This is a genomic window from uncultured Psychrosphaera sp., assembly GCF_947500655.1.
Classification (GTDB): domain Bacteria; phylum Pseudomonadota; class Gammaproteobacteria; order Enterobacterales; family Alteromonadaceae; genus Psychrosphaera.
In genome coordinates, this window is record NZ_CANMSK010000004.1 from 212,238 (window position 1) to 225,888 (window position 13,651).

Annotated in this window: 12 protein-coding genes; 1 reads left to right on the forward strand and 11 read right to left on the reverse strand. The window is 35.7% G+C overall.

Annotated elements, in window-relative coordinates:
- Positions 1-2: 2 nt before the first annotated feature.
- From Q0940_RS05750 to Q0940_RS05785, 8 genes are all read right to left on the reverse strand, one after another.
- Positions 3-1,274 carry an N-acetylmuramoyl-L-alanine amidase gene (locus Q0940_RS05750; protein WP_299265347.1) on the reverse strand — a complete coding sequence of 424 codons (1,272 nt, stop codon included), beginning with the start codon at positions 1,272-1,274 and terminating at the stop codon, positions 3-5.
- Positions 1,275-1,357: 83 nt separating this feature from the next.
- On the reverse strand, positions 1,358-1,825 hold the full coding sequence (gene tsaE, locus Q0940_RS05755; protein ID WP_299265350.1) for a tRNA (adenosine(37)-N6)-threonylcarbamoyltransferase complex ATPase subunit type 1 TsaE: 468 nt from the start codon (positions 1,823-1,825) through the stop codon (positions 1,358-1,360).
- A 21-nt stretch (positions 1,826-1,846) separates the two neighbouring features.
- On the reverse strand, positions 1,847-3,319 hold the full coding sequence (gene rng, locus Q0940_RS05760; protein ID WP_299265353.1) for a ribonuclease G: 1,473 nt from the start codon (positions 3,317-3,319) through the stop codon (positions 1,847-1,849).
- Complete coding sequence (locus tag Q0940_RS05765; protein WP_299265356.1) at positions 3,319-3,879, reverse strand: Maf family protein; 561 nt, start codon at positions 3,877-3,879, stop codon at positions 3,319-3,321. Before Q0940_RS05765 ends, rng begins: the two co-directional genes overlap by 1 nt.
- Positions 3,880-3,881: 2 nt before the next feature.
- Positions 3,882-4,370, reverse strand: coding sequence for a rod shape-determining protein MreD (gene mreD / locus Q0940_RS05770; protein ID WP_299265359.1), 489 nt, complete (start codon positions 4,368-4,370; stop codon positions 3,882-3,884).
- Entirely contained in the window at positions 4,370-5,209 is an 840-nt protein-coding gene (gene mreC, locus Q0940_RS05775) for a rod shape-determining protein MreC (protein ID WP_299265362.1), read from the reverse strand. Before mreC ends, mreD begins: the two co-directional genes overlap by 1 nt.
- Positions 5,210-5,305: 96 nt before the next feature.
- Positions 5,306-6,349 carry a rod shape-determining protein gene (locus Q0940_RS05780; protein WP_299265364.1) on the reverse strand — a complete coding sequence of 348 codons (1,044 nt, stop codon included), beginning with the start codon at positions 6,347-6,349 and terminating at the stop codon, positions 5,306-5,308.
- Positions 6,350-6,509: 160 nt separating this feature from the next.
- On the reverse strand, positions 6,510-8,411 hold the full coding sequence (locus Q0940_RS05785; protein ID WP_299265367.1) for an SUMF1/EgtB/PvdO family nonheme iron enzyme: 1,902 nt from the start codon (positions 8,409-8,411) through the stop codon (positions 6,510-6,512).
- Positions 8,412-8,960: 549 nt separating this feature from the next.
- Between Q0940_RS05785 and Q0940_RS05790 the strand changes: the two genes are divergently transcribed.
- Positions 8,961-9,866, forward strand: a complete 906-nt coding sequence (locus Q0940_RS05790) for a pyridoxal-phosphate dependent enzyme (protein ID WP_299265370.1) — start codon at positions 8,961-8,963, stop codon at positions 9,864-9,866.
- Here the strand turns inward: Q0940_RS05790 and Q0940_RS05795 are convergent.
- The 3 genes from Q0940_RS05795 to Q0940_RS05805 form a co-directional block, all read right to left on the reverse strand.
- The gene (locus tag Q0940_RS05795) at positions 9,835-11,682 is read right to left on the reverse strand and encodes an EAL domain-containing protein (RefSeq protein WP_299265373.1); all 1,848 of its coding nucleotides are present in this window, start codon (positions 11,680-11,682) and stop codon (positions 9,835-9,837) included. The two genes, Q0940_RS05790 and Q0940_RS05795, sit on opposite strands and share 32 nt — an antisense overlap.
- 243 nt (positions 11,683-11,925) lie before the next feature.
- On the reverse strand, positions 11,926-13,014 hold the full coding sequence (locus tag Q0940_RS05800; protein ID WP_299265376.1) for a porin: 1,089 nt from the start codon (positions 13,012-13,014) through the stop codon (positions 11,926-11,928).
- Position 13,015: 1 nt separating this feature from the next.
- Positions 13,016-13,642, reverse strand: coding sequence for a DUF4956 domain-containing protein (locus tag Q0940_RS05805; protein ID WP_299265379.1), 627 nt, complete (start codon positions 13,640-13,642; stop codon positions 13,016-13,018).
- Between the last annotated feature and the right edge of the window lie 9 nt (positions 13,643-13,651).

Consider the following 13,651-nt stretch of genomic DNA (forward strand, 5'->3'; position numbering starts at 1 on the left):
TTCTAAGACTGAGGAATGGACAATACTTGCCCAACTTTAATACTATTTGTATTTAGGTTATTGGCTTTTTTAATCGTAGAAACCGTAACTTTATAATTTTGAGCTACTAAAGATAACGACTCACCACTTTTTACTCTGTGTTTTAAATCTTTGTATTTTGCGAAATACGAGCCATCAGGCGGATTTTTTCTATAATAAGAATCGACTGCATTAAAAATGGAGTGAGCCATTTTATTCTGAAACCAGTTATTGGTAAGTAATTTCTCTTCTTTGGGATTCGAGATAAAACCAGTTTCAACTAAGATAGATGGAATATCCGGTGATTTCAATACGCCAAAACTGGCAGATTGTGGTGTTCTTTTATGTAACTGAGTTATGCCTTTTAACTCACCTAATATTTCTTTAGCAATTAAATAACCTTGGTCCATTGAGTGATCCATAGACATATCTAATAAGGTTCGTGCTAAGTACTTTTCTGTCGTGGTACTTTTAATTACTTCCCCAGCACCACCGAGTAACTCGGAATGTTTTTCTTTTTTCTCTAACCATTTACCAATTTCAGAGTTTGCTCTTCTTGGACTTAAAGTCCAAACGGCTGCACCAGCAGGTTTTGGTGATGTGTATGCATCGGCATGAATAGAGATAAGTAAGTCTGCATTGGCTTTTCTGGCTTTTTCTGTACGACCATGGAGACTAACGTAATAATCACCTGTTCTGGTCATTACTGCGGTTAATCCTTTTTGCTTATCTATTAATTTTTTTACCTTTTTCGCAATTGCTAAAGTAATACGTTTTTCATAATTACCATGACTACCAATTGAACCTGGATCTTCTCCACCATGGCCTGCGTCTATCGCTATGATAATGTTTCTATCTGATTTTATTTTCTTTTTTGTTTGTGCAACTTTCGCTTTGGTATCCATTAAATCTATAACCAGTCGATTACCGTATGGTGCCGTTGGTTTTAAAGCAAAAATGATAGGTTCTATTTTTTTATTAAGATCAAACACCAAACGACTGTCTGTTTTGTGTTTGGTTGCGCTGCGGATATTTTTCAAAATATCACTAGATTGAGCTAAATAGGATAAATTAGCATCGATACGTGTGCCCTTTAAATCCAAAACTAAGCGTTCAGGGTTCGATAACGTAAAATAAGAATATTCAATTGATTGGGTTAAATCCAATACCACACGAGTTGAATCTGGTGAAGGCCAAACACGCACATTTTTAACCGTTTTAGCAGCAATAGCAGGCGTCGAAAAGCCAACTGTCATTACTAACAAACTGTTAATTAGGAGTATTCGGATTACACTGTTGAGCCACATCTTATTTATTTATTCTCTTGTTATGTCTGGTTTTATATCTGTTGTTCTAATAATGCTAATATTGATAAACCTTTAGGGTTATTAGCCACAAAGGTAATTATCCGCCCAGCATCAACATATTCTAATGTTATATCTAAATCTGCTTCCGGTAAAATTCCCGCGCCTTTCTCAGGCCATTCGATTAAACAAAGCGAATTAAGTTCAAAATAATCACGTATCCCCATGAACTCTAATTCTTCCGGATCACCTAAACGATATAAGTCAAAATGATAGGCATTCACTAAGTCTAGCTCATATGGCTCAACTAAAGTATAAGTTGGGCTTTTTACATTGCCTTTATGCCCTAAACCTTGAATAACACCGCGAGTAAAAGTGGTTTTTCCTGCACCTAAGTCGCCGTGCAAATAAACAATAGCACCATCTTTAACTACCAATGCCAACTTATTTCCCATCAGGACAGTTGCACTTTCGTCTTTTAATTCAACACTTAACTGATTCATATTTTTACTATTGCTAATCGATTACATCATCACAACATCAAATTGGTCTTGATTATACAGTGATTCTGTTTTGACCTTAATCTGTTTTCCAATAAAAACCTCTAATTCGGCTAAATTATGGAATTCATCGTTTTCTAATGACTCCGCCACTGCCGTTGATGCGTATACAATAAACTTATCGGCATCATAAGCTCGGTTAACACGAACAATTTCACGCAGTAATTCGGCACAAATCGTCTCTACTGACTTTACATAGCCGCGGCCATTACATACTTCGCATTCACTACATAAAACATGTTCTAGGCTTTCACGTGTACGCTTACGAGTCATTTCAACTAAGCCTAACGCTGAGAAACCATGTACATTATTTTTAGCACGGTCCTTTGATAAGGCAATTTCTAAACTGTGTAATACTCGTTTTTGATGATCAGTACTAAGCATATCGATAAAGTCGATAATAATTATACCGCCTAAATTGCGTAACCGTAACTGGCGAGCTATCGCTTGAGTCGCTTCGCTATTGGTATTAAAAATAGTATCTTCTAAACTGCGGTGCCCAACAAAGGCTCCCGTATTTATATCTATTGTGGTCATAGCTTCAGTTTGGTCAATTACTAAATAACCACCGGATTTTAAATCTACTTTTTTATCTAATGCTCGTTTGATTTCAGACTCAACATCGAACATATCAAAAATTGGGCGTTCACCTGGGTAATATTCTAGCTTTTTGGTTAACTCAGGCGAAAACTCTTCGGTAAATGCGGTTAGCTCACCAAATGTTAGTTTGGAATCTATTCTTACTCTTTCTAATTCTTCGGCTACAAAATCTCTAATTATGCGAAAAGCCAAACTTAAATCTTCATACAACACAGCCTGATTTCTAGTTTTCTTTTTCTTCTTTATTATTTTATTCCACAGCTTTTTAAGAAAAACTGCATCTTGGGCAAGTTCTTTTTCACCCGCACCTTCGGCTGCAGTTCTAACAATAAAACCGCCATTACCTTCTTCGTAATGATTTTCTACTATGGACTTTAAACGCTGTCTTTCTGCTTCATTGTCTATTCTTTGTGATACACCTACATGCTTTGAATCTGGCATAAATACTAAATAACGTGAAGGCAATGTTATATCTGTGGTTAAACGAGCGCCTTTGGTTCCAAGCGGATCTTTGACCACTTGAACTATAATTTTTTGACCTTCTCTCACTAAATCAACAATATCTCTAACTGAGTTGGATTTAGGAGTTATCTTATCGTTTTCATGGTCATAGGTAATAATGTCAGACGCATGTAAAAATGCTGCTTTTTCCATGCCAATATCAACAAATGCAGCCTGCATGCCGGGTAATACTCGGCTAACTTTACCAAGGAAAATATTGCCAACAATACCTACTGTGCTTTGGCGTTCCAAATGTAACTCTTGCAACATGCCATTTTCTATTTGAGCAACACGAGTTTCGCTTGGGGTAATATTTATTAATAATTCAACTGACATTATTCCATCACTTCTTTTAAGGCTTGCTCTATCTCTACAAGAGGGAGGCCAACTACAGAGCTAACGCTACCATTAATTGCTTTAACAAACTTTCCGCCAATGCCTTGTATTGCATAAGATCCAGCTTTATCTTGTGGTTCACCGGTATGCCAATAATTAATTATTTCTTCCTCATTTAATGCCTTAAACAATACATCTGTAGAAACTACTTGAGTAATTGTTTTATTTTTACTCATCACTGTAAATGCAGTGATAACTTGGTGTTTTTTGTCTGATAGCAAAGATAATATTTTTATACAATCTTGCAAATCTACAGGTTTCCCCAGAATAATATTATTAATAATAACTGAGGTATCTGAACCAATAACAATAGCATCTGAGTTCGAACTAAAGATATGTTGTGCTTTCTCTAAGGATAGACGAGAAACATAAGTTGTGGGAGATTCGTTGGCTAATACACTTTCATCTATATCAGCAGCTTGCACACTAAATTTGGCAACAATGTGGGACAATAAATCTTTGCGCCTTGGTGATTGACTAGCCAAAATTATTTTTTGCATGATTAACGAATTTTAAACCTTCTGCGATATGAGCGTAAAACAGGAAATAACCATAGCCAAAACAATGCACTAGTAAATGAAGGAGTGATATATTCAAACGAAAAGTTTACGTTTAATAAAAATCTATTTAGCCAAAACACTACAAGATGAAATAAAACTAAGAAAATACCAACTAACGCAGCTTGCTGCCAAACTGTAAAGTTACGTAATTTTTGAAAATTTGACGATACCGCGAATACTACTATAGACAATCCTAAAGCATTCACACCAAGTACAGTACCTAGCAATATATCTAGTAAGAAACCCACTATCCACGCCGTACCAATATTGACTCTTTGTGGTACTGCAATAGCCCAATAAATAACAACCATCGCAGCCCAATCAGGCCAAATGCCTTTTAATTGGATAGGAAGCGGCATAATATTTAAAATCAGTGCAACTAAAATACTTGCATTGATATACCACCAAGGGGAGGTGCCATTTTTCGCCATTATTTATCCCTTCCAATTTTATCTTGAGGCCACAACAGGAGAACGTGTTTTAATCTATCAAGTCTTGCTACAGGCTCTGCAATTATATTCATAAACGGTTGGGATTCATCAGGATAGATCTCAATAACTTTTGCAACTGGATAACCATCAGGAAATATCTCACCTAGACCTGAGGTTATAAGACTGTCACCTACTTTTACATCAGTACCATGTGGCAAGTTAATGAGTGACATTTTATTTATATCACCAGTGCCAGATAAAATACCACGTACATCATTACGGGCAATTCTAATAGGAATTGAATGTGTTTGGTCGGTAATTAAAATAACTCTAGACGTTGTATTCGCCACGTTGACTATCTGACCAACAACACCAAGATCGTCTAACACAGGCTGACTTTCATAAACCTTTTGGGATGAGCCTTTATCTATCATCACATTTTGTGAAAATGGATTACTCGCCACGGCCATTATCTCAGCAACTGACTTTTTAACTTCTATTCTTAAATTGGTTTGTAGCAGAGCTCTTAACTTCGCATTTTCCGACATTAGCATATTGTAACGCTGTAACTTTTCATTTTGCATTAACTGCAACTCTCTAAGTATTTCGTTTTCATCTAATAAGGCTTGTTTTGAAGCTGCATATTTAGATGTTGCATCTAATGCTTGTTGAGGTAAATTTGCTAAGTAGATAACCGGTGATACTAAAGTATTTAAATAACTGCGGATCTGTTTAGAACTATCAGTATATACATCGTATGTGATAGTAACAAAGCTAATAACTAAAGCTAAAGAAAACCTTAAAGGTAATGATGGTCCTGCGCCAAAAATGGGATTCATAATTACTTACTTGTTATTAGATTTATTGAAATAAAACGGCAGTGTTGACTGCCGTTTATCATTATTGCGAAATTACAAAACTAAACAAAGGTTAGTTTATTCGTAACTAAATAAATCACCGCCGTGTACGTCAATCATTTCTAACGCTTTACCGCCACCACGAGCAACACACGTTAACGGATCATCAGCTATGATAACTGGAATACCAGTTTCTTCCATTAACAAACGGTCTAAATCACGTAACAATGCGCCACCGCCAGTTAATACCATGCCTCTTTCAGCAATATCAGATGCTAACTCTGGTGGTGATTTTTCTAGTGCAACTAAGATTGCACTAACAATGCCAGTTAATGGCTCTTGCAATGCTTCTAAGATTTCATTTGAATTAAGAGTAAATGAACGAGGAACACCTTCAGCAAGGTTTCTACCACGAACTTCCATTTCTTTTACGTCATTAGATGGGAAAGCAAAAGCAATTTCTTGTTTAATGCGTTCAGCTGTTGCTTCACCAATTAAACTACCAAAATTACGACGAACATAGTTGATGATTGATTCATCAAAACGGTCACCACCAATACGAACTGATGAAGAATAAACAACACCGTTTAATGAAATGATAGCAACTTCCGTTGTACCACCACCAATATCAACAACCATAGAACCAGTCGCTTCTGATACAGGAAGACCTGCACCAATTGCGGCAGCCATTGGCTCTTCAATTAGGAATACTTCACGAGCACCAGCACCTAATGCTGATTCACGAATTGCTCTTTGTTCAACTTGAGTTGCACCACAAGGTACACAAACAAGAACACGAGGGCTTGGGCGAAAGAAGTTATTGTTATGAACTTGCTTAATAAAATATTGAAGCATTTTCTCAGTAACATAAAAATCGGCAATTACGCCGTCTTTCATTGGACGGATAGCTTTAATATTACCAGGAGTTCTACCTAGCATACGTTTTGCTTCAGCACCAACTGCGGCCACACTCTTAGGTCCACCAGCTCGTTCTTGACGAATAGCAACTACAGATGGTTCATTTAGAACTATCCCTTGCTCTCTTACGTATATCAATGTGTTTGCCGTACCTAAATCTATCGACAAATCGTTAGAAAACATACCGCGCAGATTCTTAAACATGGCGCTTTTTATCCTTTGAAAATAATTCTAAAAAAAACGAATAGCTAACTTTACATAACACCTGCGATTCCGGCAAGCACGAACTGCTAACAAAAGCATAAAATTAGCAAATAAAAAAGGGGCAAAAGCCCCTTTCTTAAGATTATGCTGTATTTTTAATCTATCTATCCCTTGCTACACGAAAACCGATGTAGTTTGAACGGAAATTAGAAGCTATCTCTAAACGAGTAGAAACACGAGCTAAACTAGGAGCAAAGTTCCAAGCACCGCCACGAACGACAGAAACTTGCTCTGAACCTGAGTCACTCCATTCCCAAACATTACCAATTACGTCATAAAGTCCGAAAGGGTTGCGTTCAAATGATGCTGTTGGAGCTGCACTATTATTTGACCACTCACTTCCACACCAACCACAGTTAGCGTTATTACTACCGATAGCATCGCCCCACCAGTAATCTGACTCTGAGTCAGCACGAGCAGCATATTCCCACTCGCCTTCAGTTGGTAAGCGATAATTTTTATTTGTGCTAGTAGATAACCAGTTAACATATGCTTTTGCATCATCTAGAGTTACACATACTACAGGGTAGTTATCAGTTTGCTCATAACCAGGATTACGCCAATTTATATTTTCGTCATATTTTGGCTCTGAATCACTGTAATAAGCACAACCTTTGCCTTGCTCAGCAACAGTTATATAATTTGTAGCGGCGATAAATTGAGAAAAATCAGCTACTGTAATTTCTTTTTCGCCCATACCAAATGAATCTTTAATAGTGTGGGTAACTACTGGACGTTCATTTTCTAAACCACGTCCCGAAACATCACCCATTTTGAAACCACCAGCAGTAATAGCAACTAATCGAGGGCCTTTTTTATTATTGCCCAACTCATCTTGAATACTACTACCCTTTGAGAACTTTTTTGTTTCTTTCACCAAATTAACACTGATTTCATAATTTGCTTTTAAATTAACATGCTCCACATACGTCTTATAGCCTACCTTTACAATTTCAACAGAGTGAGTACCAGCGGGCATCATCACACTTAATTTAGTAGAACCAAAGCTAGCACCGTTAATATAAACTTCATCACCAAATACATTTGAACGTACAGTTAGTTCATACATTTCTTTTGGAACTGTTTTTGATTTAACGGCTGCGGAGGTGTTTGCTGATACTGCAGAACCACTATTACTAACGCTAGCTGGAGTGGCCAAACAATAACGTTCATTTAATTCCAATAACTTACAAGCTTGTGGGCGAGTTAAATTACCAACTAAATCCACATCCATAGTTAATGAATAATTAGCAAAACCAGAAAACGCTTTTTCAATTACTTTAGCAGTTATAATTTTAACACTTGTACCTGCACCATCACGTCGAGTAGCTACAGACTTTGATTCTGATAACTCAGCAAATATTTTATCCATATAACGTGCTGATGCTTTTTCTTTAGCAAGCTCTTCAGTACGACGAATACATTCTGACAAAGTCTTTTCCAGGTCACATTCAACAGTGTGTTGCACGGTCAACTTACCGGATTTATTAAATTGCGTATATAAACGTTCGACACGAGATTTGTTTAATTGCTCCTTCAAGCCTTCTAACTTATTCAATAAAGAATGTTTTAAAACTCGAATATCAGCAACTTCACGCTCTTTCTCTTCAACCGCGATTAATTGATCTTCGATATCTTGCTTATTTTGTTTGTCGGCGTTTACCGATTTGGTGTACTTTGCGCGGGAAGCTGCAATATCTAAAGTCGGATCTTTTATCATTTTTTGGAATTGATTATTCATCTCTTCCAAAGCTATCGCTTTCTCGCGTTCAAGCTTTTTTGATTCTTCACGAAGTGCCGCCAAGTCTATCTTCATTTGCTTAGCTTCATTCATTTGCGTTTGCAAAGCTAAGTTAGAATCATCGTATTCGATTTTTTTACTTGCGATTTCGGCTTGGGTAGCTTCAACTGTCACAGCTGCTGCTTCTGCAGCTGCAGTTGTTTCTGCATTTACACTTCCCATTACCAAAACACACAATAACGCCAGTAGAGCTCTTAACATAGTACTTCCGTTCCCAAAATTACTTATTATTTATTTCCAGAAAAAAACTGAGAATTTCAAAAATTTCACATCTTGCTATGCTATTGAGTTAATTCCCAAAGCGCAAGTGCATTTTAATAGTATCGACCTCTTTTATACATTATTGAGTAATTTTTAGGTTATACAATAAAAAAAACATCCATTATATTTTTATAAATCTTCCGATTAAAAAACTACCAACGACTTTAAAAGTATGGGTTTCAGTAACACAATCAACTTACTACGCCGATAAATCATAGATGATTTTATCCCATCTATAAATGGTTGCTAATAATACGTTTAATGAAATAGCTTGTACCATTATAGGCACAATATTAAGATTTTTTGATGTTTTGAGTTTGTTTTTATAACAAATTGTTTGGTATTTACATCACTCAGTGCATGTAAAATATAGGTAAAACTAGCCACTATAAATACCTTAGCTGTATTACTATATTTTTAATGTGTTGCATGTCCATCAAATATATACTCTACCAATCAATCTATAACCGTTAGATTTATATCTTAAATATGAACACAAAGATTTTTGACATTACTCAAATCACACCATTAACTAAGACCTGCTATAAATTGAACTCTGGACAAAACATTCATTTTCAGATGAAACGAGATGATCTTATTGATCCTCAAATATCAGGTAATAAATGGCGCAAGCTAAAATTCAACTTTCAACAGTTAGACACTGATAAATACGATGGAATTGCAAGTTTTGGCGGAGCCTTCTCCAACCATATAGCTGCATTGTCTGCCGCTGGTAAGCAAGCGAACATTAAGACTATCGGTTTTATCAGAACTCATGAGATTGACATTAATAATCCAACCCTTTCATTGGCTATGCAAAATGATATGCAGCTTATTGCATTATCACGCGAAGAATATAGAAAACGCCATGAACCAGAATTTATTGAGCAATTACAAATAGCCCATCCTAATTATTACTTTGTCCCAGAAGGTGGTAGCAATCATTTAGCCGCTGAGGGCTTAGCTGAATTAGTAGAAGAACTAAAACAGCAATCTATCAGTGCTGATAAACATATTATTGCTTGTGCTATTGGTTCAGGTGGGACTATATCTGGGATGTTAGATGCTTTTGAAGATATGAATTTCATCGGTGTAGCTGCAGTAAAAGACATTCCGCTATTAACAGAGCTTAAGAAAAAATATGGCACGCGGCTAACCATTATCAGCGACAACTTATTTGGCGGCTACGGTAAAACAACAGATGTGTTGAATGAATTTTGTTTAGACTTTCAACAACAAACTCACATACCTATTGAACCAATTTACACAGGTAAGTTAATGCATACGTTAATGTATAGGTTTGATGAACTAGTTAATGACGACAAATCGTTAGTGGCAATTCATACCGGAGGTTTACAAGGGATTAAAGGCTTAAACTATCGGCATCAATATTAATTTGTTCTGGACCAAATACTATATGTTCTGATGGCTGTTTAACAAAATGCCCTTGGATCCCATTAATTCCTAACCTCTCTAAAGTTATCATCTCTTGCTCCGATTCAACCCCAGTTGCAAAAATCATAATGTTTTTATTCGCCACAACATTTTGCAGACTTCGAATGAACATTTGATTTTCCGGTCGTACCTGTATTTGATTAACTAAACTTTGATGTAGTTTTAAATAATTAACATCTAAGTAATCCAGATAACCTGTATCTAATACATATAAGCCGACTTGGTCGATCATAAACTGAACTTGAAAACGACGAACCGCTGCAAACGTTGAAGACATTTTTTTAGCATTTTGTGCTAACTCGAATTCTGAGATTTCAAATATAAAATACTTAGTAAGATCAACATTTACTTTTAAAAATTGAATTAACCAACTACAAAAATCTTTATTTAACCAGCTATCTATATGAATATTCACCGAGATAGGCGTTAAATCTCCTTGCTTCATTACATCTACAACGCCCAATAAAACCTGCCTATCTATTAATGGTATCAAGCCACATTTTTTAGCCATAGGGAAAAAAACTTTGCCATTAATTAATTCACCACGAGTATCTTGCATGCGAGCCAATACTTCATGGTGGTGTACTCTCATGTCTACACCAATTACTGGTTGAAACAACAAAACAAAACTGTTTGTATCAATTGCATTTTGAATGGCTGTACGCCAGCGCACTGAGCCTTTGATTTCTGATGCTGGGAGTTGCCCTGAGTCATACATAAACCAACCTGAAGGCCCATGCAGCTGCGCCGCTCTCAATGCCATATCAGCTTCAGCTAATATTTTAAATGTATCGTCTTCTCTGTCATACATATCAACACCAATATGACAAACAACATTAGTATCAATGTAATCAGGTAATTTTACTTTTTGGCTCATTCTAAGAATACTAAGAGCTATCCTTTCCACTTCATTACCGTCAACATAAGGTAATAAAATAGCAAAATCATTGGGACTTATACGCGATACAACTGATTGAGCTGTATCATCTACATATTCTTTTAGTATTTCCGAATACTGCTGCAGTATTTGAGCAACCGCATGTTTACCATCTCGGTCACGAATGATATCTAACATATCAAATTGTATAATTAAAACGGCACCATATACTTTATCTTCGTCTTGTAAAACTGAATCCAATCTATGCTCAAAATAAAGTCGATTACCCAAACCCGTATGATAATCTAAAAATGTTTTGCTACGAATAGAATGGTCAGCTTTACTTCCTGTTTTTTGAGCCTCATTTTTTGCTTGGATGACATGACGGATAGTATTGACTAAGCTGTATGAGGTATTTGTTAAGTAAAACTTAAACTGCTCATTTTTATCATATCGATTAGCCCACGCTTCCAGTTGAATTAAAACTTTCCAGTGTTTATATAAATTTAGATGAGCCACAATTAAAATAATTAATACGGTCAAAAATAGGATCAAATTGACTATAAAAAATTGAATGAAATAAGCTGAAAACATTGATTTGTGGATTAACAGTATATGGCCGCCATCGACTGGGAATGTAGTTTTTTCAGCATTCCAGCTCTTGCCAAATATTTTACGTTTTTGCGTATAACCTGCAATATCTATTAATTGCCATTCTAAAATAATTGGGGATAAGGGTTTGATTATATCTAGAGGTAAAGAAAGCTCGAGCATTTGCTCGGTATATTGAAGTTGAGCATTGATTTGGCTTAAATGATCGTGTTTTGCTGCGGTATAAAACATGCCGTTTATTAAAATAAAAACAACACAAATCAACATCGTGATATGCCTTGTGACTAAATCAAATAAAATGCGTGAAAACTGCATGTCCGTATACTTATAATTATTATGTTTTAATTTACTCTGAGCAAAATCACCATATTAATGTGATGGAATTTTAAAGCAAATATTGGGGTAAAGTTAATATTAATAGTTATACACCATTAGAAATAAAAAAGGCGGGATATCCCCACCTTTTTTAGCAAAAAGCTAAAAATCACAGCAATTTATAGTAATTCAGTCTTAAAATGAGTATTGAATTCGTACTGAAACGGCATCACCATCGCCGATACTAGCACCATCTTCAAAATATTCTGTTTTAATATAATCGCCCATAAATTTAAAGTTCTTGCTTAGCGTATAATTAAAACCAATTGCGTACGTTTCTGCACTCTCACCTTCTTCTTTTAAGGTTAATTCACTATATCGACCAATTAATTCCCAACCGTTTTTAGATGAATTGCCTAACTTTCCATTTTTATATTCACGAGAACCACCAGATAACTGATAACCAAACTGAACGTAACCGCCTTCATAATCATACGTTTTTTGTTCAATACTGGTTACTCCTGCTTGTTGCCACTCAGCCATTAACGTAAATCTATCCTGCAACCAAAGTGCTTCCAAACCTTGCATTGAAACCGTGTCAGTATCAATTTTTTTACCTTCGAGTAACGAATCTGCAAAGTTAACTTCTAATGTTTCATTTATTCTAAATTCATTACCGCCATAATCACGTTCACTAAAAGCTACACCTAAGTGCAGTAAATTTTGTTGTTCCTGCCAAGGAAGCCAAACCATTCTGCCCGTTACTGCACTTTTAGCTTCATCGCCACTTGGTTGATAATAGCCTAGCTGCCAAAGCAATGAAGATAACTCCCCCTCTAGACTCACACCTAAGCTACGACCTGGCGCAAAAGCTTCAGTGCTCATGCTACGTTCAATCATCAACAATTTACGTGAACCAATTAACTTCTCTAAGCCAAAATTTTCTTTTTGCTGGCCAACAATAACATCAGCAAATGACCAACCTTTATATTCAAGATATGCATCTTTAATTTCAACACCGTCTTCAAAACCAAGTTGAAATTTACCTTCCCAATCCTTGTTAAAGTCTGATTTTAAACTTAAACGCGCTCTGCGAATATCAACTTCACTTTGAGAGCCTTGCCCTGTTACATCTTCAAGCAAAGACTCATCAAAAAAGTCATAATCAAGCATTAAGTAACCGCTTAGGTTAAATAGGTCATCTTTTTTAGCGTTACTTGCAGCACTAAAACCAGTGAATAATAAAGAAACAAATATCGAAGCTACTGTAATTTTTTTGTTCACATCACACCTCTTTTGTTAATGTATTTTTAACATCTTCTACATATTCCTTATGTGTTAAATCATCCGCAATATAACTAACCTTTAATTGCGCTGTATCTCTTAAAAAATCTATATTCTCAATTTCAACACTAACCACATTTAAACCAGTTCTTTGTTTTAAATCCGCAATTAATATTTCTCTTTTTTGCGGTAAAATATTTTCAATTTTTTCATAACAAACACTTTGCATTTCATAACGCTTTATAAAAATACTTGAATCAATTGCCAACGCGATTATGCAAATAGAGCCATTTAAAATACCGAGATCAAGCAAACTCATTTGCCCAACTGAAGTTAATAATGCAATTGCCGTCACTAAAAATAAGTACGTCATTTCTTTAATGGAAATCGACTCAGTTCTGTATCTAAGCATAGTGAAAACAGCAAACAAACCAAAAGCAAATTCCATCGACATATCTACGCCGTGCAGTAGATAAGTAATAATGAAAACGCCCACACCAAATAAAATAAATGAGCCTGCAACAACGGCATTTTTACTTACTCGAAAGTAACAGCCGTAACACAAGGCGATTAATGAAAGTAAGTTAACTAAAAAACGGGCAATAAAAGTAAAATCTAATTCTGTCATTCTAATTTC